The organism is Chryseobacterium sp. G0162, from assembly GCF_003815715.1.
Classification (GTDB): domain Bacteria; phylum Bacteroidota; class Bacteroidia; order Flavobacteriales; family Weeksellaceae; genus Chryseobacterium.
This window is the reverse complement of record NZ_CP033922.1, coordinates 647,047-667,992: the sequence shown is the minus strand read 5'-3', so window position 1 is coordinate 667,992 and position 20,946 is coordinate 647,047. Positions and strand designations below refer to the sequence as shown.

16 protein-coding genes are annotated in these 20,946 nt (G+C 35.1%); 13 read left to right on the top strand and 3 right to left on the bottom strand.

Features of this window, described 5'->3' with window-relative positions; genetic code table 11:
- The first annotated feature begins 8 nt into the window (after positions 1-8).
- Together EG344_RS03140 and EG344_RS03135 are read left to right on the top strand one after the other, a co-directional pair.
- Complete coding sequence (locus EG344_RS03140) at positions 9-818, top strand: siderophore-interacting protein (protein ID WP_123908245.1); 810 nt, start codon at positions 9-11, stop codon at positions 816-818.
- Between the two features lie 106 nt (positions 819-924).
- Positions 925-1,629: a class I SAM-dependent methyltransferase gene (locus EG344_RS03135; protein ID WP_123908244.1), complete on the top strand. Its 705-nt coding sequence runs from the start codon at positions 925-927 to the stop codon at positions 1,627-1,629.
- Here the strand turns inward: EG344_RS03135 and EG344_RS03130 are convergent.
- Together EG344_RS03130 and metG are read right to left on the bottom strand one after the other, a co-directional pair.
- Complete coding sequence (locus EG344_RS03130; protein ID WP_123908243.1) at positions 1,602-2,267, bottom strand: hypothetical protein; 666 nt, start codon at positions 2,265-2,267, stop codon at positions 1,602-1,604. The two genes, EG344_RS03135 and EG344_RS03130, sit on opposite strands and share 28 nt — an antisense overlap.
- A 149-nt stretch (positions 2,268-2,416) precedes the next feature.
- Entirely contained in the window at positions 2,417-4,453 is a 2,037-nt protein-coding gene (metG, locus tag EG344_RS03125; RefSeq protein WP_123908242.1) for a methionine--tRNA ligase, read from the bottom strand.
- Between the two features lie 334 nt (positions 4,454-4,787).
- On the opposite strand from metG, the gene EG344_RS03120 reads away from it, so the two are divergent.
- The 9 genes from EG344_RS03120 to EG344_RS03080 all read left to right on the top strand — a co-directional run bounded on the left by EG344_RS03120 (position 4,788) and on the right by EG344_RS03080 (position 17,059).
- On the top strand, positions 4,788-7,631 hold the full coding sequence (locus EG344_RS03120; RefSeq protein WP_123908241.1) for a SusC/RagA family TonB-linked outer membrane protein: 2,844 nt from the start codon (positions 4,788-4,790) through the stop codon (positions 7,629-7,631).
- A gap of 12 nt (positions 7,632-7,643) precedes the next feature.
- Positions 7,644-9,236 (top strand): RagB/SusD family nutrient uptake outer membrane protein, encoded by a 1,593-nt coding sequence (locus tag EG344_RS03115; protein ID WP_123908240.1) that lies wholly within the window; start codon positions 7,644-7,646, stop codon positions 9,234-9,236.
- Between the two features lie 22 nt (positions 9,237-9,258).
- Entirely contained in the window at positions 9,259-10,329 is a 1,071-nt protein-coding gene (locus EG344_RS03110; RefSeq protein ID WP_123908239.1) for a SusF/SusE family outer membrane protein, read from the top strand.
- An 81-nt stretch (positions 10,330-10,410) separates the two neighbouring features.
- Entirely contained in the window at positions 10,411-12,564 is a 2,154-nt protein-coding gene (locus EG344_RS03105; RefSeq protein ID WP_123908238.1) for a glycoside hydrolase family 97 protein, read from the top strand.
- A gap of 86 nt (positions 12,565-12,650) precedes the next feature.
- The gene (locus tag EG344_RS03100; protein WP_123860153.1) at positions 12,651-12,869 is read left to right on the top strand and encodes a hypothetical protein; all 219 of its coding nucleotides are present in this window, start codon (positions 12,651-12,653) and stop codon (positions 12,867-12,869) included.
- A gap of 30 nt (positions 12,870-12,899) precedes the next feature.
- A complete protein-coding gene (locus EG344_RS03095) occupies positions 12,900-14,186 on the top strand; it encodes a radical SAM protein (protein WP_123908237.1) in 1,287 nt (428 codons plus the stop codon).
- Positions 14,183-15,016, top strand: coding sequence for a hypothetical protein (locus EG344_RS03090; RefSeq protein WP_123908236.1), 834 nt, complete (start codon positions 14,183-14,185; stop codon positions 15,014-15,016). The genes EG344_RS03095 and EG344_RS03090 overlap by 4 nt, the downstream gene beginning before the upstream one ends.
- 5 nt (positions 15,017-15,021) lie before the next feature.
- The gene (locus EG344_RS03085) at positions 15,022-15,894 is read left to right on the top strand and encodes a hypothetical protein (protein ID WP_123908235.1); all 873 of its coding nucleotides are present in this window, start codon (positions 15,022-15,024) and stop codon (positions 15,892-15,894) included.
- 19 nt (positions 15,895-15,913) lie between these two features.
- The gene (locus tag EG344_RS03080) at positions 15,914-17,059 is read left to right on the top strand and encodes a hypothetical protein (RefSeq protein ID WP_228412847.1); all 1,146 of its coding nucleotides are present in this window, start codon (positions 15,914-15,916) and stop codon (positions 17,057-17,059) included.
- A 92-nt stretch (positions 17,060-17,151) separates the two neighbouring features.
- Here EG344_RS03080 and EG344_RS03075 read toward each other — a convergent pair whose 3' ends face one another.
- Positions 17,152-18,144 carry a sterol desaturase family protein gene (locus EG344_RS03075; protein WP_123908234.1) on the bottom strand — a complete coding sequence of 331 codons (993 nt, stop codon included), beginning with the start codon at positions 18,142-18,144 and terminating at the stop codon, positions 17,152-17,154.
- Positions 18,145-18,540: 396 nt separating this feature from the next.
- Between EG344_RS03075 and EG344_RS03070 the strand changes: the two genes are divergently transcribed.
- The gene (locus EG344_RS03070) at positions 18,541-20,403 is read left to right on the top strand and encodes a glycoside hydrolase family 13 protein (RefSeq protein WP_123908233.1); all 1,863 of its coding nucleotides are present in this window, start codon (positions 18,541-18,543) and stop codon (positions 20,401-20,403) included.
- A 9-nt stretch (positions 20,404-20,412) separates the two neighbouring features.
- Complete coding sequence (locus tag EG344_RS03065; protein WP_123908232.1) at positions 20,413-20,934, top strand: nuclear transport factor 2 family protein; 522 nt, start codon at positions 20,413-20,415, stop codon at positions 20,932-20,934.
- Positions 20,935-20,946 lie beyond the last annotated feature (12 nt).

The window sequence follows — 20,946 nt, the reverse complement described above, 5'->3', positions numbered from 1 at the left end:
TTTCAGTTATGGCTCAAATTTCAACAGGGCAGTTCATTGCCGAAGTCACCAGAAAAGAATACATCACGGATCATTTCATCAGAGTGTATCTGTATTCTCCTGAAGTTCATTTGTTCAAAAATACCACGATAGGAGACAATAATAAAATTGCCATTCCTCCGGTTGGATTAAATGAAGTGCATTTTCCGACTATAGAAAATGATGAATGGGTGTATCCGCCAAAAGAAGTGGCGCCGGCCATCAGAACCTATACCCACAGAGGAATTGATTTGGAAAAAAATGAAATTTTCATTGATTTTGCAGATCATGGAGACGGAGGACCAGCTTCAAAATGGGCAAGAGAAGCAGAAGCAGGGGGGAAACTTGGGGTAATGATGCGCCTGGATGGAAAAGAGCTGTATCCTGAAGCAGAATGGTATTTATTGGCAGGTGATGCTACGGCAATTCCTGTTTTGAGTGCTATTTTAGAAACCCTTCCTGAAACCGCAAAAGGAGTTTGTATTATCGAAGTTCATGGAAAAGAAGATGAACAGATATTGAACACCAAAGCAGATATTGAATTTAAATGGCTTCATAATGCCCAGCCTCAGTTCAGTAGTGAGATTGCTGATGCCGTAAAAAGTATTGATATTCCTGAAACTTCAAAATTCGGATATGTAGCTTGTGAATTCTCTAGCGTTAAAGAAGTAAGAACGTATCTCCGAAAAGAAAAAAACTGGACTTCAAAAGAACTTTACGCATTTTCTTACTGGAAATCAGGAAAAGCCGAAAACGAGTCACAAGCAGACAGACATGAAGAAAAAGAATCGATAGCATAGTAAACTCTAGATTAAGAGGCTGAAAGAATGTAGATGGGGTAACAGGAACCTTAAGCTTTAACCTTGAACTTTGAATTTTACGCTGTGAAGCCGTATCTTTGCCATTATGAAAGATTTAATGGGCCAAGCCATCTGGGATTATTACCATGATGCAAATCCTGAAGACCTGCAGACAGAAACATCAATTTCTGAATTGGATGAACTTCCTGTAGATTATTTATTCAGGGATTTTGAAGATATGAATGAAATTGAGCAAAAAGCTTTGCAGTTATCCAGAGGAAAAGTTCTGGATATTGGTGCCGGTGCCGGTTCACATGCTTTGTATCTTCAGAATGATGCTGACCTTGATGTTATCGCTTTGGATATTTCTCCGAAATCTATTGAGGTTTGTCAATTAAGAGGAATCAACAAGGCTGTTTGTGCAAATATCCTTGATTTTTCAGGAGAAACATTCGATACTGTTTTACTATTGATGAACGGAACCGGAATTTTTGAAGGATTATCTAAAATTGATACTTATCTTCAGAAATTAGGAAGCTTGTTGAATGAAGGAGGGCAGATTCTGATTGACAGTACTGATATTCTCTATATGTTTGATCGTGATGAAGATGGTGGAGTATACATTCCTGCCGGAGGATATTACGGAGAGCTTGAATATATTGTTCATTATAAAGGTGAATCTGAAAAGCCGATTACATGGCTTTACCTTGATTTCAATACGTTGAAAAATGCTGCTGAGCATAATGGGTTTAAAATGGAGAAGGTATTGAAGGATGAAGACTCTTATTTGGCGAAGCTGACCAAGATATAACTTGAAAATAGCCCCTGATAATTGATGGTGATTAAAACAGCCATTGTTGCACAGATAATAAGGGGTAAAATATAGGAAGCTGCTCGGTAGGGCAGCTTTTTTGGTGTAAAGATTACCCAAAATATAAATAAAATAAATGCTCCTAATCCTGCAACCATAAACTCAGGACTTCTTTTAATAGTAAAAAAGTCTTTAGAACTAAGACTATGTATCATAGGGACAAGAAAACTCTGAATGGGAACAAATATAAATCCGAAAATAATGGTGATAACAGCAGGGAAATATTTTTTAAGTTTAATAAAATTCATTCCCAATAAAATAGCTCCTGGAACGGTTCCTAAAATGAGGCTGATAACGAATATCATTTCTCTGGGGAAAAGCTTTATGGCATTAGGATCCTCTGTTATATGATCTCTCCAGAGTTCTTTCTCTTCTAAAGATTTTGCTTCCTCTGCTTCTTTTTTTCTTTGAATGAGTTGCTGAACGGCAGTTTCTTCTTGCCCAGTAAAAATTTGCCCTCTTTCTTTAAGGATTTCATAAGCCATTTGTACCGCTTCCGGCACAAAACGATTGCCTTCCTTTAAATATTTTTCTAATTCTGAGTCGGGGAGTTTCCTTAAAACGCTTTTATTAACCATAATGATGGCAGCAAATATAAAAAAATACCAAATGTTTTCTAAAAATATTTTCGGGATGATCTGCAGAATCTGCGAGAACCTATTGTTTATCATCAAAAAGAAAGGCTGCTTCCTATAGAAACAGCCTTAATCTTTATAGTAAGGAGTAATTATCCAATCTCAATACCGTTTTCAACATTGCTGTCATCCGGTGTTACGAAAGATAATTTACCATCCGGTTTAGTCGTTAATAATAACATTCCCTGAGATTCAATACCTCTGATCTTTCTTGGAGCAAGGTTTAATAGGATCATGACCTGCTTACCAATTACCTCTTCCGGGGTAAAGCTTTCTGCAATTCCTGAAACTACAGTTCTTACATCTACTCCTGTATCTACAGTAAGTTTTAGTAATTTATCTGCTTTTTCTACCTTTTCAGCTTCTACAATAGTTGCTGTTCTAAGATCTATTTTAGTAAAATCATCAAAAGTGATTTCTTCTTTCATTGGGTTAGCGTTAGGGTTTGTTTTCTTATTATTTTGTTTCGTGTCTTCCAGCTTTTGAATCTGAGCTTCAATTACACTGTCTTCAATTTTGTTGAATAGTAAAGGAGCTTCTTCAATCTTGTGACCAACTTCAATATGTATTTCAGTATTTTTTAAATCATTCCAGTTCTTCTTTTCGATATTGAAGTATCCAAATAACTTTTCAGCTGAAAATGGCATAAATGGTTCACATAATTGAGCAACAACTGCCGCAATTTGTGCTCCAACGAACATTGCTTGTCCTGCTTCATTTGGATCATTCTTAATTGTCTTCCAAGGTTCTGCATTTTGAAGATATAAATTACCATAATCTACTAAGGCCATGAATGCGTTGAGTGCATTTCTGAATTCGTATTTTTCTAAGTAATTATCAACTTCTTCAATTGCTGTCATTATTGCAGCTTTACTTGTATTATCTAAAACACCACTCGGTACTTTTCCTTCAAAGTTTTTATTGGTAAAAGAAATAACACGATTAATGAAGTTTCCAAATTTGTTAACCAATTCAGAATTGTTCTTCGTCTGAAAGTCTTTCCATGTAAAGTTATTGTCCTTAGTCTCAGGAGCTGAAGAAAGAAGAGCATATCTTAAAACATCCTGTTGTCCAGGGAAGTCTTCTACATATTCATGTGCCCAAACTGCCCAGTTTCTTGATGTTGAGATTTTATCATTCTCTAGGTTCAGGAATTCAAAAGCAGGTACATTTTTAGGCATGATATAGTCTCCGTGAGCTTTCATCATCGCTGGGAAGATAATACAGTGGAATACGATATTATCCTTTCCGATAAAGTGTACCAAGTCACTGTTTTCACTTTGCCAGTAATCTTTCCAGTCTTTTCCGTTTTTCTCCGCCCATTCTTTAGTAAATGAAATATACCCGATTGGAGCATCAAACCAAACGTAAAGAACTTTTCCTTCTGCATTCGGAAGCGGAACGGGAACTCCCCAGTTCAGATCTCTGGTCATGGCACGTGGCTTTAACCCATCGTTTAACCATGATTTAACCTGGCCGTATACGTTAGGTTTCCAGTCATCTTTATGACCTTCGATAATCCATTCGTTTAAGAAGTCTTCATATTCGTTAAGAGGCAGATACCAGTTTTTTGTATCTTTAAGAATAGGAACATTTCCGCTAAGCATTGACTTCGGGTTGATCAATTCAGAAGGAGAAAGGGTAGAACCACATTTCTCACACTGATCACCGTAAGCGTTTTCATTACCACAATTCGGGCAGGTTCCTACAATATAACGATCTGCAAGGAATTCTCCTGCTTGTTCATCAAAATATTGTTCAGAAACCTCTTCAGTGAATTTTCCTTTTTCATAAAGAACTTTGAAGAAATCCTGGCTGGTTTCATAATGCTTTGGAGAAGTTGTTCTTGAATATTCATCAAAAGAAATTCCCAGATCAGCAAAAGATTTTTTAATAATCCCGTGATATTTGTCAACAATATCCTGTGGAGTAACTCCCTCTTTTTTAGCTCTTATGGTAATAGGAATACCGTGTTCATCCGAACCACAGATAAACGCTACATCTTTTCCTAATCTTCTTTGAAATCTTGCGTAAACATCCGCAGGAATATAAACACCTGCCAAATGTCCTATATGAACCGGACCGTTTGCATAAGGCAAAGCTGCCGTAATCATCTTTCTGTTTGACATTTATAGTAAAGTTTTGACTACAAAGATAAGGATTATCTCTTGAATACCGCTCTTTGTGGAGTTATTATGGTGAAAGTTCCAGTTTTTCGAAGTTCAATATGAAATTAAGTTAAACGTATGTTTAACTTTTTGTTAATGTAAAATAAATATTATGCATAGCATACTATCGTGTAAAATATTGAGGCGTATAATTTTAACTAAAAAGGGTTTCGTAATATACATAATTTTTTCATAATTTATATTAAAATTATGATAATTCTAATTTTTTTTTAAATTGCAACACTGGCTACAAGCCGGGTTTAAGACTGAAAAACGAAACTATAAAAATAAAATTGTGAAGAATTTTACAACGGTATTAAAAATAGCGCCCGCTTTTTTACTGGCAAGTACAGTAATGCATGCGCAGACTAAAGACACTGCCACCAAAGAGAAGAAAATCGAGGAGGTTGTCTTGATTGGATATGGTGCTAAAAAGAAGTCGGATTTAACAGGTTCTGTAACTGCTGTTTCTGAAAAAGACTTTAATAAAGGAGCAATTGTTTCCGCAGACCAATTAATTAATGGTAAAGCACCAGGGGTTAGGATTACCAGTGATGGTGGTGCTCCGGATTCAAAACCTAATATTAGAATTAGAGGAGGAGCTTCATTAACTGCTAACAATAATCCTTTAATAGTAATTGATGGTGTTCCTTTAGATTCTGGAAACCCTGCTGGAGTTTCCAATCCATTATCGTTAGTAAACCCGAATGATATTGAATCATTCTCAATATTAAAGGATGCATCTGCTACTGCTATTTACGGTTCCAGAGCTTCCAATGGGGTTATTATTATTACTACGAAAAAAGGTTCCTCTGGAAGAATGAGAATCAATTATAGTGGAAATATTTCGATAGGTAAGGTGACTAAGACGATTGATGTAATGGATGGTCCTACTTTTGAGAAATTTATACATGAATACAACCCAACCTATGCCAGTATGCTAGGGGTTACGGAAAATGGAAAGCAGACCATGTACAATACCAATTGGCAGGATGCGATTTTCAGAACTTCCGTTTCTACAGACCATAATTTGAGTATAAGATCTAATTTGTTTAAATCAATTCCTGCGAGATTTTCATTTGGATATAATAATACACAGGGGATTGTAAAGACTAACGACTATGATCGATATACAGCGTCAATGAAATTGACTCCCACTTTATTTGATAATCATTTAAAAGTTGATATTAATATAAAGAATATTTTCTCCAACAAAAATACAATTGATGCAGATGGAGCAATTGGATCAGCAATAACAGCAGATCCTACGAAGCCTATATATAATCAGGATGGAAGTTATTATCAGACTTTTAACGGGTATGTAATGGCGGGTGCAAGAAATCCTGTTGCCATCTTGATGCAACGTACAAGACCTGAAAAAGTACAAAAGTTCCTTGGAAATGTTGAATTAGATTATAAAATGCATTTTCTACCGGATTTAAGAGCTGTTGTTAACTTGGGAGCAGAGTCTTCTTACGCAAAAATCCGTGAGGTATATGGAGATAATGCTTTACAGTCGTACAGAACTGTTTACCAGAATAATGTTGCTGTAGGTGGAATTTATAATCCAGGCCTGAATTATGGTGAAGAACAGAATATTTTCAACAAACTATTGGATGCTTATTTAGTGTACAGTAAAAAGTATGATGATAAGTTTATTTCAAAGTTTGATGTTCAAGGAGGATATTCTTATCAGAATTTTGATAATAAAGGGTCGAAACAGTTATTTAACATGGATGATCCGTCAGGTGTTCGCCAGGAGTCTCCATATAATAAATATATTAACAATTACAGGAATGTATTAAATATCCAGTCATTCTTTGGAAGAGCAAATATTGACATCCAGAATAAATATTTATTCACACTGAGTTATCGTGCTGATGGTTCTTCTCTATTCCCTTCAAATAAAAGATGGGGGCACTTCCCGGCAGCAGCTTTTGCCTGGAAACTGAATGATGAGAAGTGGATGGAGAATTCAGGATTCTCAGAACTGAAATTAAGATTAGGATGGGGGAAAACAGGACAGCAGGATATTACCGGATCAGCTGGATTCTATCCTTATAATCCTTTATATGAAATCGGAGATACCAGATATTTCTATTTCCCAAGAACTATTTTGCCGAATGGAGCTATTATTCCTGAATTATTTACTGCTCTTCCATACAACCCATACTTAACTTGGGAAAAAACAACTACTTATAATGCTGGGGTCGATTTTGGAACTAAAAACCGAAGAATATCCGGATCGATAGAGTATTATTATAGAAAAACAACAGACTTATTGGCTAGAGTGCCTTTCCCATCAGGTCAGATGCTTTCAAATGAGTTTATTGATAATGTGGGAAGCCTTACAAATAAAGGTTTTGAAGCCTCCTTTAATGTTAACCCTGTAAGAACGCAGGATCTTAATTGGGATCTGAACGGAAACATCGCCTATAATATAGGAACAGTAGATGATTTGAAAGGAAGAGATAAAGTTGGAGCTAATGAATCTTCTCTTGCGTTTGCAGGAACAGGAGTACTTTTAGCCTATCATGCTGTTGGGCAGCAGCCTTACTCTGCATGGGTATACCAACAGGCTTACGATAGTAATGGAAGAGTAATTCCTGGTGCTTTTGTAGATAAAAACGGAGATGGAATTATCAACGATGCAGATAAATCTTTTGTACCTCTTAGACCTAAATGGACATTTGGATTCGGAACATCTGTAAATTATAAGAATTTTGATTTATCAGCTAGTTTTAGAGGTCAGATAGGAGGAAAGGTTTATTATGCTGCCAGAGTAAACAGAGGATACACAGAAGCTTCTAACCCGGTAAACAGTAATAGTTTATTCAATGTTCTTAATTTTTATGATGGAGCTGCCGATCCTAGATTCAGAACAAAAGGAGATGCAGAAGGGTTGTCAGATTACAACTTGCATGATGCAACTTTCTTACGTTGTGAGAACATTACACTAGGATATAAGTTTGATAAGTTGTTTAAAGGTACAAGCTTAAGAGTTTATGGTGCTGTAAATAACGCATTTCTTATTACAAATAAATATGTAGGTCAGGATCCTGAAAACTTCAATGCGATAGATGCCAACTTCTATCCAAGACCTAGAATATACACTTTTGGAGTAAATCTTGATTTTTAAAATTTGACACACATGAAACTTAATAAATTTAAAATAATACTATTATCATTCGCTTTAGTTTCTACAACTTCATGTCTGAATGAATTGAATACAGAGCCTGAATACCTTTTAACTTTAGAACAACTTCTTGAATCTCAGCCTAACGCTGCCAATGGTCTTTTAGCAAAAGTGTATGCATCACTGTCTATGTCAAGTGCAAAAGGACCTGGTGAGGCAGATATTACAGGAGATGACAAAGGAGAAACTGTTTTTCTGAGAGGAATTATTAATCTTGAAGACTTTACAGCTGATGGAATGAAGAACAGATGGGGGGATAACGGGCTAGACCAGTTAACAACTACAACCAAATGGACTTCCGATAATAAGTTTTTCAGATATCTTTTTGATAGAGTTTATTATACTGTACCACAAGCAAATGCACTGATTGATGCTTTTGGGAAAGCTAATATTAGTAATAAAGAGCAATACATTGGTGAGCTGAGATTCATCAGAGCTTTTGCTTATTTTTATATGATTGATTGCTTTGGGAAAGGAGTAATTGTTACAGAAAAAGACCTTGCCAATCCAACACCTAAGGAACAGGCTTCAAGAATAGAATTATTCAAATATGTAGAAAGCGAATTGTTGGCCATAGAACCTACTATTGCCAGTAAAACTGAATATGGTCACGTAAACAAAGCCACAGTACAGATGTTATTATCCAGATTGTATCTTAACGCTCAGGTGTATACAGGTACGGCAAGATGGAATGATGCTGCTACTTACGCTAAGAAAGTAATTGACGAAGGAGGGTATACTTTAGATACTAATTTTGTAAGAATGTTCTCTGCAGACAATAATACTTCTCCTGAAATCATTTTCCCATTAATTGCTGACCCGATCGGGACACAAAGCTATGGTAACTCTACTTATATCATTAATGGAAGTACCGGAGGATCTCCTTCTACTTTGAATCCTGCTCTTCTTGGAATTAAAGGTGACGGATGGGGAGGTCACAGAGCTTCAAAAGCTTGGTATGGCCTTTTTGGAAACAGCCTTACTGATTACAATGGCGGTAGTGCTAATGCTGTAACTACTACTCCGGATCAAAGAGGAAAATTATTCTGGCAGACAGGCCATGAATATGAAATGACAGATTATAAAACATGGACAGATGGTTATCCTTCAACAAAGTTTAGAAATTTAAGAACATCAGGACCTTCAGAAACAACAGATTTTTCTGGAGCAGATTTTCCTGTATTCAGATTGTCAGAAGCATATCTTACGTATGCAGAATGTGCAATAAGAGGAGCTTCTACGGCAAACTTGGGGCAGGCTTTAACCTACATGAATGAATTGAGAGGAAAGAGAACAGCATCCACAATCAACGCAGGTAATCTTACTTTAGATTTCATTTTAGCGGAAAGAGCAAGAGAATTCAACTTAGAAGGGCAGAGAAGAACTGATTTAATTAGATTTGACAAGTTTACAGGAGGTTCATACCTATGGCCTTGGAAAGGAGGGGTGAAAGATGGAACTGCAATTTCACCTAATTATAATGTATTTCCTATTCCGAATACAGCCTTATCTTCTAACCCGAATTTAACACAAAATCCTGGGTATTAATTTTTTAAAACTGAAACTGAAAATGAAACATTTTTTTAAAATATTCACAATAGCCATTCTTGGGATGTTGGTTGCTTCGTGTAAAGATGAAGACCAGGCAATACTTAATGAAACGGCTCAGAGCAAAATATCATCCGATAAGACGACTATAGTTTTAGATAAGACTCATTTAGATGATACAGCAGTTAATTTTACATGGGCAAAATCAACTTTCGATTTGGCTGTAGTTTCTGCTCCGAAAATAGAAATAGGGCTTAAAGGAAATAATTTTAAAGATGGTAAATCTTTAGATGTTGTAACGTCTCCTTATTCAATGACCAATAAACAATTGAATACCTTGTTATTGAGTTTAGGAGCTACTCCTAACGAAGTTAACCAGGTAGAAGTAAGGGTAAAAACAGTGGTAGGAACAGCATCATTTTATTCCAATGTAATTACATTAGCTGTAACACCTTATATCTTAGGACCTATATATAATTATACAGATCTTTATCTTATTGGTGATGCTACTGCTGCGGTTTGGGATAACTCAGCAACCAATGCAAAATTATATCCTTTACAAAAAACGGCTACTGCTGGAGTATACTCGTATACAGGATATTTTGCTGCAGGAGGGTTTAAGCTTATTCAAACTCCTGGATCTTGGGATAATCAATACGGATTAGGGGCTTCAGCTGGAGCTTTGCTTGCAGGCGGAGGTTCTTCAAATATTCCGGTAGCAACGGCAGGGTATTATAAACTGACTGTTGATGTCAATGCATCAAAATATACTTTAACATCTATGGGAGATCCTACAATAGTATATACTACTATTTCTATGATTGGATCTGCTTCAGGAGATTGGAGTACTGATGTAGATATGGAAAAATCAACTTTTGACCCTCATATCTGGGTGAAGAAAAATGTAAACCTAAGTTCAGGTGAATTTAAATTCAGAGCCAATCATGATTGGGGAACAAACTGGGGAGTAGCCAAAGAATTTTTTGGAGTAGCAGATCTTGGGGGAGGAAATATTCCTGTAAGTGAAGCATTCAAATACGATGTGTATTTCAATGATATTACAGCAGAATTCTCTGTAATCCCAGTATATTAAAAAAAATCAAATTAAAATAAAGCAAAGTGCTGCTTTACTGCAGCACTTTATCTATTTTTTTTAAGTTAATAAATAGTCATTATGAAGAAAATTACAGTTGGAGCACTCTTGCTCTCAATGATGTTTACAGGTGTGAAAGCACAATCTTTAAAATCGCCGGATGGTAAATTTGAAATGAACTTCCAGTTAAAAGATGGAGTTCCTTTCTACAATTTGAAATACAATGGTGCGGTGGTAGTTGAAGATTCAAAATTAGGATTGAGATTATTTAAAGACACAGCCATAAAGTTTGCTTCTGAAATTGCCAAACCAGAAGATGCAAAATACGATCTTAACAACGGTTTTGCCAAGGTAGATGAAAAAAGAGATTCCAAAAACGAGACTTGGCAGCCGGTTTTGGGAGAAAAGAAAAACTATATCAACCACTACAATGAATTGGCCGTTACGCTAAATCAATCTTCTACAGATAGAAGTATTGTAGTAAAGTTTAGATTGTTCAATGATGGTCTTGGATTCAGATATGAATTCCCTCAACAGAAAAATCTTAATTATTTCGTTATCAGAGAGGAAGATTCTGAAATCGATTTTCCAACCGATATGAAGGCTTGGTGGATCGTAGCAGATTATGATTCCCAGGAATATCAATATCAGGAAACAAAAGTTTCTGAAATTCCTGCAAAATGGGATAAAGCATATGATGCCAATGCTTCACAGAGTTTGGTGAAAAATGCAGTTCAGTCTCCATTAATGCTTAAAAAAGAAGGAAAATCACCTTTATACATCAACGTTGCAGAAGCAGCAGTATTGGATTATCCGGCTTCACACCTTGAAGTAGATGCTCAGAACTTTAAGTTCAAAACGCATTTAACGGCTGACAGACAAGGAGCGAAGGGATATATCCAGACGCCATCAGTAACGCCTTGGAGAACCATTATCGTAGCACCAAAAGCTGAAGAGGTAATGGATTCTAAAATGATCTTTAACCTTAACGAGCCTACAAAATATACGGATACGTCTTATATTCACCCTACAAAATATATGGGAGTTTGGTGGGAAATGATTATTGGAAAATCTCAATGGGCATATTCTACAGCCGAAAATGTTCATTTAGGTAAAACCGATTTTACGAAGTTAATTCCTAATGGGAAACATGCGGCTAATAATACAAAAGTTAAGGAATATATTGACTTCGCAGCTGAAAATGGATTTCAGGGATTATTGATCGAAGGCTGGAACATTGGCTGGGAAGACTGGTTCGGACACTCTAAAGAGTTTGTTTTCGATTTTATTACTCCTTATCCGGATTTTGATATCAAAATGCTGAACGATTACGCTCATTCAAAAGGAATTAAACTTATCATGCACCACGAAACTTCTGGTTCTGCCACGAACTATGAAAGATGGGCCGATAAAGCTTTCCAAACAATGAATAAATATGGTTATGATGCTGTAAAAACAGGATATGTAGGTGATATTATTCCAAGAGGAGAGCATCATTATTCTCAATGGACCATCAACCACTATTATAGAATTGCTGAAAAAGCGAACGACTATAAAATCATGGTAAACTCTCACGAGTCTGTTCGTCCTACAGGAGAAAGCCGTACCTATCCGAATTACATCTCAGCAGAGGCTGCACGTGGAACAGAGTATGAAGCATTCGGAGGAAATAAGCCGGATCATCAGACTGTACTTCCATTTACAAGATGGATGGGTGGTTCTATGGATTACACACCGGGAATTTTCCAAACTAAATTAGATTATTATTTTCCTGGAGATACACGTTTTGTGAAAACTACATTAGCAAAACAGCTTGCTCTATATGTAACGATGTATATGCCGCTTCAAATGGCTGCCGATCTTCCTGAAAACTATAAAAAGCATATGGATGCGTTCCAGTTTATCAAAGATGTGGCTGCTGATTGGGATGATACGAAGATTTTATCTGCAGAACCGGGAGATTATGTAATCACTGCAAGAAAAGCAAAAGGTACAGAAAACTGGTTTGTGGGAGGAATTACTGATGAAAACAAACGTGAATACACGGTAGATTTCTCATTCCTGGATAAAGGAAAAACTTATGAGGCTACCATCTATGAAGATGGTAAAGATGCTGATTATATCGATAATCCTCAAAGTTATCATATTTATAACAAAACAATCACGAGTAAGTCAAAAATTAATTTTAAAATGGCTAGAAGTGGCGGTTTTGCAATAACCATTAAAAAAAAGTAATTATTTTGTAAAAGTTTCTTTTTTCGTTTGATAAAATATCTATATTTGGAGAATTATTATAATTTATTAACCAAAACTATTTTAACATGAAAAAGAAATTAAAAATTACAAGTAACTTAGAGCAAAAGAACATCCTTAAAAAAGCGATGCAGTCTTCTGAAAATGTAGATTTATACAAATCTATTTTTGGTGGTGGTAATACAGTTATTATCTCACCTGATAATTGTAGCGTAACAGCGAGATCAGGGGCTTCTGCTGCTTATAATAGAGCTGATCAATTCTTATTAGCTACTACTAAATTGTAATTGCTAAATTAAAATGTATAGTTCTTCGCTATGGCGGAGAACTATTTTTTTTCCAATAAGATAAGATATGATATGATTACATCTTTTGTATTAAAGGTTGCAAGTAGATGCAATCTCAACTGTTCGTATTGTTACATGTATAATTTGGGTGATAAAACTTATCTGAAGCAACCTAAATTCATGTCAATTGATACCATAAAAGCTTTCGCAACTAAACTTAATGAATATTGCCTGGAAAATAATTTGAATACTATACAAATTGTCTTTCATGGAGGAGAGCCTTTATTAATATCCAAAGAGTTTTATCGTGAATCTATCAAAATTTTTAAAGAAATACTTCCAGATCATTACTTTGACTTTGTGATCCAAACCAACGGTGTTGGGTTAGGTGATGAGTGGTATCAACTCTTTAATGAATTAGATATCAGAGTAGGAATAAGTATAGACGGGCCAAAAGAATACCATGATAAATACCGTGTTTTTCATAATGGAAAAGGTTCTTACGAAGAAGTAAAAGAAGCCATTATGCTGGGCCAAAATTATGGACTCAACGGAATATTGTCTGTAATTAATCTTAAAATACCCCCTCAGGAACTTTATGATGAAGTGAAAAACCTTCAAGTAAAAGGCCTTAATATTCTTCTACCAGATGGTCATTTTGATCAGCTTCCTGAAGGAATGGAAAAGGAGTTCGTTAATACCAAAAATTATACTCCCTATGCAGATTGGCTTATAGAGCTATTTAAGATTTGGAAGAACGATAATGATAGGATGAGTGTAAGGTTTTTTAAAACACTTATTGACCTGATTGTAGGCGAGGATGAAGGAGATCAGATTTTAGGTAAAAATATCAATGGTGTTGCCGTATTGGAAACCAATGGTAATTTAGAGGTTGCAGACTTTATACGAGCTTGTTATGAAGGAATAACCAGAAATGATATTAATATTCACACCCATGCTATTGGCGATGTTTTCAAAGATAGACTTTTTGATGTGTATATGAATGCTCATGCCATGGTATCACAGAAATGTCTTAACTGTTCTATTTATGATTTCTGTGGCGGTGGATTTTTAGGAAATCGTTATTCTAATGAAAAAGGTTTTGATAATCCTACCATTTATTGCCATGATATGATTAAACTTATTACCTATATTCAGAATGATATTATAGATGGAATTCCAGCAGAAGCGCAAAAAGAAATGGAATTGTCAAAAGTTTCGTATGAAGATATAGTACATGAGTTGGAATTTGACAATGAAGAAATTATGATTGAATCTGAGGTTAAAGAAAAATTAATGCATTATCGATTAGCATGAATCTGAAGAAAGGAATGTATCTGGCTGGAGATTCCGGTTCCAACTGGACCCGTCAGCTTAAAATTAATACAGGAGTGATTGCTGAGAAAGGAGTCAACACAGGAATTGAGTATTTTGATAACGCTTATTTACCTGATGATCAATGGCGGGATCTTACTGAAACTGAATATAAAATGCTTTCTACTTCAGGGAAGCATAATAAAATGTTCAATACTTTAGGATTGGGTGAGATTCCGGATGAATTGAAAACATTATTTAAAGCCATAAAACTGGAGGAGTGCAAGACCCTTTTTGATGTTCAGCCCAAATTTCAGGAAGATGAAAAACTTACATTAAAGCTTAATGAAGTTTTGAATCAATTTCTTAATCAAAAATCTGATACTCAAAGATACAGGTTTCATCGCATTACAAGATGTCTCCCGGATATGCATACCACGACTTTTCATCTCTATAATAGGGAACATATAAAATATACCGGTTTACATATCGATCAGAGTACAAAGTTTACGCCTAATACAGCATATAAATCAGACAATAGGATCTCTATCAATATTAGCGAAGAATCCAGATATCTGTATTTTGTCAATTTAACATTGAAACAAATTTATAATGATGTTAAGAAGCATTACCATGAGGTTTCTGTTACTTCGGATAATATTGTAGAATTATTCTTTTCACTGTATCCTAATTATCCGGTGATAAGAATAGAAGTAAAACCTTACCAATATTATATTGCTCCTACAGATAATTTCATTCATGATGGAAGTACACTGGGGAATAAAAAGTTTGATATAACAATGGTGTTTGTGGGAGAATTTAATAATTACTAATGACTATGAAATTAAAATCAGGAATCAAAATATACGGTGAGAATTTAGAAGATGTTTTAGAAATCAATTCCGGCCTTGTTCATCATTCAAAACAGGAGCCTGTAGAAATTGTATTCAAAGATATTAAGTTCAAGGCACAGTATGAACCCAATGCCCATTTAGCAAAAAGGGACTGGAGAAAACTGTCCGAACAGGAATTGGGCACCATAAAAGGAGATCACATTAATAAAAAGGATTATAATTCTGTTTTCCTAGGAGAAATTCCTGAAGAACTGAAGGATGTCTTCCATAAATTAAACCTGCATTCAGCGACTTCAGATGGGGATGCATTTCAAAAATTTATCGAAAATAAAGAGTTGGTTCAGGAATTAAATACTCATCTTAATGAAGTATTAGACGAAATTTCATTAGCACCTTATAGATTTATGAGTGTGGCAACCAATTATCCTAATAGTGAAGTGGTATCTTTAAATAAAAGAAAACTGCCTGAAAATTATACATTCAAAGATATTCATTTTATTGGAGTTCATAAAGACAGTTCTAAAGATATGACTTTGCATACCTGTTATCAGTACGGGAATAGATTTACCATAAATTTAGGGGAACAGCCTCGCTACTTTTTATTTGTTAATCTTACGATGAAACAGGCACATAATATGCTTAAAGAAAAAGAAGAACTTAAGGATGTGGTGATAACAAATGAAAATATTACAGATTATTTTCTAGAGCACTATCCAACCTATCCTGTGATTAAAGTGAAGCAAGAACCCTATCAGTTTTATATTGCTCCTACAGACAACTGTTTTCATGATGGCACTACAATAGGAAATACCAAAATAGATGTTGTAATGACCTATTTGGGTAAATTTTGTATTTAATTTTAAATAATATCGAGAAATGAAATCTTTTTTATCATTATGTATTGTCTCGTTTTTAACTTCTTTTTCATTTGCCCAGAATACATTACCTATTCTAAAAGCAAACGGACCTAAAGCTGTCATTTATGAAAAAGATAATGGCTTAAAAACAGATTGGAATATAGATCCTAAAATTAAAACGGATGTATATACGGTATCCAAAATAGCGAGTTCTAACAAACGGGTTACTATAAAAACAGATATCGACTCTCTTGTTGTAGACCTCAAAAAAGGAGAAAAAAAAGATTTTATCATTCTTTTGAAGGGTAAAGATTCAGCGCTTACGAGAATTGAATCCTTGCCTCCGAAAGATTTTAGTAAAATGTCTTTTAAAGATACGCTGAAGCTTCATATGAATGAGCAGAATACAATATTCGTAAAAACAATACTCAATAAAGTGGATACCCTTCTGCTTAACTTTGATACAGGAACAAGTGATCTTGTCCTTACACAGGAGACACTAAAGAATAAAATCAAAAGCTCATTAAAATCGGGAACCAATATTCTACAAATCGGAAAAAAAGAATACAAAGATTTTAATATCTACCCGGCACAACTTACCGGTCATGGTACAGATGGTAGATTTGGTTGGGATTTATTTGATGGAATGATTGTAGAATTAAATCATGATAAGGGATTAATGGTTGTACATTCTAAGCTTCCATCTCATGTAAAATCTCAATATTCGCCGGTTCCAATCAAGTATTTTAATAACGTTTTCTTGGTACAAGTGGGCATTGCTCAAGATAAAATTAAAAATAATGATTGGTATTTGTTTGATACAGGATACCAGAGAACAGCAATGTTGGATGGCCCTTTATTAAATGAGCAGGGATTCCCTACGGATAAAATGACGGTCATTAAAAAAGTAATCATGAAAGGGGCTCAGGGAAATGAAATTCCTGTCATGACCTCCAATCTCCAATCTTTATCGTTAGGAAAAACAAAACTAAAAGACATTCCTGTACAGCTTTTATCTCAAAGCAGACCCGTAACAGGCTCCAGAATGAATATTCTGGGCAATGAAATTCTAAAAAGGTTCAACTTATTTTTAGACTTTCAAAAAAATATCGTTTATCTAAAACCTAATCAATTGATTAGTGCTACTTACATTGAAAGTAAATGAGTGTTTTGATTTCACTATTATCAATTATATTCAAATAACATAGCAAATAAAAATTCCCCAGGCAGGTCAATTGCTTGGGGAATTTTTATTGTTTAATTTGGAGTGTATTCAGGCTCAGTAATTTCTGTTTGTTCTACCTGTTCTATCTGTTCTGCCTGAGCAGGTTGTGGTTTATTTCTGATTTTTTCTTTGTATTCCTTCTGGAATTGTTTTACGGTTTTGCCAGTGCCGTCATGTCTCCACCCCGGAGAATAGAAGAGGTATTTCAGACGATCTTTGAAAGAAAGCCCTGGCTGTCTAAGATCCTTTCCAATTCTTCTCCATTCGTAAAAAAGAACGGTGGCCGGATCTTTAGACTTCATTTTAGGATAGATCCCATATTTTACAGGTACTTCCGGGTCTTCCTTTTCAAATGTTCCGAAGATTTTGTCCCAGATAATTAATCCCATTCCCATATTACGGTCCAGGTATTTGATATTACACGCATGGTGCACACGATGGTGGGAAGGTGTTACTAGAATATGTTCCAGGAAGCCCATGCTTTTTATAGATTGCGTATGCACAAAAGTTCCATAAATCTGAATAGCAGAATAAGCAACCATAACATGTAGCGGATGGAACCCTACTAATGCTAGGGGAGAAAAGAAAAGATATCTGTACAAAGGCTGAAATACAGGACTTCTGAATCCTGTGGTAATATTAAAATAATCAGAATTATGATGGGTAATATGTACCGCCCAGAAGACACGGGAATGATGATCTACATAATGGTGAACGTAATAGGCAAAATCCTGGGCCAGGAATACTGCAATCCAGTACCATATTCCAACTTCCCAATCAAAAATGCGATGATAGTAAAAGAACATCATAACAAGCATGGAAAACCCTTTCATAATGATATCCAAGCTGTAATTTAAAAGCGCTAAAAGCACATTGGTCGCTACATCTTTAGTTTCATAAAGCTTTTCTTTATTGAAGTGGCTGTATGCCATCTCTATAAAAATAATGCCCGCAAACATAGGGATGGCCCAGGGATAAACAATGTCCGGTCCATCACTTTCAAACATTTTACTAAAATCAAACATTTTTTCTGTAAAACTAAGCATTAAATAGATAAAATGGGAATTTTTTAGATTTAATATTGTGTTTTACCAGCGTTTTAATGAAAATTTAATAAAAAAATAAGGTGATGATAGTGAAATATTGCTATTTTCTTTCAATATGAGACATAAATACTGCTGTATTTTAGTATAGAATTTTACCAAACCAAAGAGTCCCGGTAAGGTTGATAAATAAAAGAGAATTCTACACATTATTTTGTAATAACTCTAAAGTTTTTTCGTAATTTGCTGCTAAGTTGTTCATACTTAAAATGTTGTGTGTTTTAATGTAACTTGCTGTTTTCCAAAATGATGAGCAGTGTTCTTAATAGCATTTCAGAGTACACAGCTGATGATTAAACGGAAGATTAAGACTAAGTTATGAGAAGAATATATACAATTTTTGCCCTTTCCGCTGCTTCAGTAGCTTTTTCCCAATCAAAAGTATTGGAAAAAGTAGAACCGGCTTTCTGGTGGAAGGGAATGAAAAATCCTGAACTTCAAATCCTTGTTTACGGAAAAGGAATTGCCAATAATGAGATCTCTCTTTCAGATGGTGTAAAAATTAAAGACATTCAAAAAGTAGAAAATCCGAATTATGTTTTTATTACAGTCAATACCAATGAAATCAACGTTCCGAAGTTTACCATTAATATTGAAAAAAATAAAAAGAATATTGGATCTTATACCTATGAGCTGAAGCAGAGAAATTCTGGATCTGCAGATCGGGAATCCTATACCTCAAGAGATGTGATGTACCTGATTATGCCGGATCGTTTTGCGAATGGAGACGAAAAGAATGATTCTGTTCCGGAATTAACTGAAAAAGCAGATCGCAGCTTACCCAATGGAAGACATGGAGGAGATCTTCGGGGAATTATCAACAATCTTGACTACATCCAAAACCTTGGTGCAACGGCTGTTTGGTTAACACCTGTCAATGAAGATAATGAAAAAGTATACTCTTACCATGGATATGCTCAAACCGATCTTTATAAAATTGATGCCCGCTACGGAACCAATGAAGATTATAAAAAACTTTCCCAGGAATTAAACAAAAGAAATATGAAGCTGGTGATGGATTATGTTACCAATCACTGGGGTGTTTCACACTGGATGATAAAAGATCTTCCCACAAAAGACTGGATTCATTGGTTCAAAGAAGGAGATAATGGCTTCAAGAGATCTAATTATAAAATATCCACGCAATTTGATCCTAACGCTTCGGAAATCGATAAGAAATATGCACTGGATGGATGGTTTGATAAAACAATGCCTGATATCAACCAGAAAAATCCATTGGTTTTAAAATATTTAACCCAAAATGCTATTTGGTGGATTGAATACGCTGAATTAGGAGGTTTCCGGGTAGATACCTATCCTTACAATGACAAGGAAGCTATGGCAAAGTGGGCCAAAGCAATTACTGATGAATATCCGAAATTTAATATCGTAGGAGAAACCTGGCTGGGAACAGCAGGACAAATTTCAGCCTGGCAAAGAAATTCAAAAACAGGAGAAGCTGCCGGATACAATTCAAATCTGCCCTCTGTAATGGATTTTACTTTGTTTGGAGATATGCCGAAAGCTTTTAAAGAAGAAGAAGGGTGGGACAAAGGCTTGATAAAGCTTTATGATTCATTTAGCAGTGATTTCCTTTATCCGGATATCAATAATGTCATGGTCTTCTTTGAAAATCATGATACCGAAAGATGGAATGAGATCTTCAATGCAAATCCTAATGCCTACAAAATGGGATTGACTCTGATCTCAACGGTCCGTGGAATTCCACAGATCTATTACGGATCAGAAGTAGGAATGCGTGGAAATAAAGAAAAAGGAGGTGATGCTGATATCCGCAGAGATTTTCCGGGCGGCTGGAAATCTGATAAACAGAATGCTTTCAATCTTGCAACACAGACTTCTGGACAAAAAGAATTTTATCAGTTTACACAAAAACTACTGAACTGGAGAAAAGGGAAAGAAGTCATTCATACCGGAAAAACAAAAAACTTTGTTCCTAAAGATAATGTTTTCACTTATTTCAGATACAATGAGAAGGAAAGTGTAATGGTAGTCATCAACAATAATAAAAAAGATCAGACGTTAGACTTAAAATATTTTGAAGAATCATTAAAAGGATTTTCCAGAGGAAAAGACGTTATTTCAGGAAAGGAATTCACTTTACAGAATACTTTGACAATTCCTGCTAAAACACCACTAATCATTGAACTTGAAAAATAAATAATACCTATGAAAAAATTAATAGCTGTTCATACACTCATCCTGTTTTTATTTGGGTTTACAGTAGTATCAGCACAATCAAACAAAACATTTGAAAAAGAAAAATCAGAGATCAGCACTATGCTTGATGCTTTCAATGCAGCTGCTGCAAAAGCTGATTATACGGAGTACTTTAATTTTTTTGCTGATGAATCCACCTTTATCGGAACAGATGCTACTGAAATCTGGAATAAAAAAGAATTTATGGTTTGGGCAAAACCTCATTTCGATAAAAAGAAAACCTGGAATTTTACAGCATTAAAAAGAAATATTCATTTCAATAAAGATGGAAAATTGGCGTGGTTTGATGAATTATTGGACACTCAAATGAAAATCTGCCGTGGTTCAGGTGTTGTAGAAAAAATCAACGGCCAATGGAAAATCAAACAATACGTCCTTTCTATGACAGTCCCTAATGATGTTGTAGATAAAGTAGTGGCTGATAAAACAGCCCTTGAAGACGTTTTGATTAAAGAATTAAAAACAAAATAAGCATAAAGATAA

Excerpts from the sequence above, each read along its gene's own strand:
- EG344_RS03130 (WP_123908243.1), bottom strand. The coding sequence starts at position 2,267 with ATGGTTAATAAAAGCGTTTTAAGGAAACTCCCCGACTCAGAATTAGAA.
- EG344_RS03095 (WP_123908237.1), top strand. The coding sequence starts at position 12,900 with ATGGCGGAGAACTATTTTTTTTCCAATAAGATAAGATATGATATGATT.
- EG344_RS03080 (WP_228412847.1), top strand. The coding sequence starts at position 15,914 with ATGAAATCTTTTTTATCATTATGTATTGTCTCGTTTTTAACTTCTTTT.
- EG344_RS03070 (WP_123908233.1), top strand. The coding sequence starts at position 18,541 with ATGAGAAGAATATATACAATTTTTGCCCTTTCCGCTGCTTCAGTAGCT.
- EG344_RS03115 (WP_123908240.1), top strand. The coding sequence starts at position 7,644 with ATGAAACTTAATAAATTTAAAATAATACTATTATCATTCGCTTTAGTT.
- EG344_RS03105 (WP_123908238.1), top strand. The coding sequence starts at position 10,411 with ATGAAGAAAATTACAGTTGGAGCACTCTTGCTCTCAATGATGTTTACA.
- EG344_RS03140 (WP_123908245.1), top strand. The coding sequence starts at position 9 with ATGGCTCAAATTTCAACAGGGCAGTTCATTGCCGAAGTCACCAGAAAA.
- EG344_RS03135 (WP_123908244.1), top strand. The coding sequence starts at position 925 with ATGAAAGATTTAATGGGCCAAGCCATCTGGGATTATTACCATGATGCA.
- metG (WP_123908242.1), bottom strand. The coding sequence starts at position 4,453 with ATGTCAAACAGAAAGATGATTACGGCAGCTTTGCCTTATGCAAACGGT.
- EG344_RS03110 (WP_123908239.1), top strand. The coding sequence starts at position 9,259 with ATGAAACATTTTTTTAAAATATTCACAATAGCCATTCTTGGGATGTTG.
- EG344_RS03075 (WP_123908234.1), bottom strand. The coding sequence starts at position 18,144 with ATGTTTGATTTTAGTAAAATGTTTGAAAGTGATGGACCGGACATTGTT.
- EG344_RS03100 (WP_123860153.1), top strand. The coding sequence starts at position 12,651 with ATGAAAAAGAAATTAAAAATTACAAGTAACTTAGAGCAAAAGAACATC.
- EG344_RS03085 (WP_123908235.1), top strand. The coding sequence starts at position 15,022 with ATGAAATTAAAATCAGGAATCAAAATATACGGTGAGAATTTAGAAGAT.
- EG344_RS03090 (WP_123908236.1), top strand. The coding sequence starts at position 14,183 with ATGAATCTGAAGAAAGGAATGTATCTGGCTGGAGATTCCGGTTCCAAC.
- EG344_RS03065 (WP_123908232.1), top strand. The coding sequence starts at position 20,413 with ATGAAAAAATTAATAGCTGTTCATACACTCATCCTGTTTTTATTTGGG.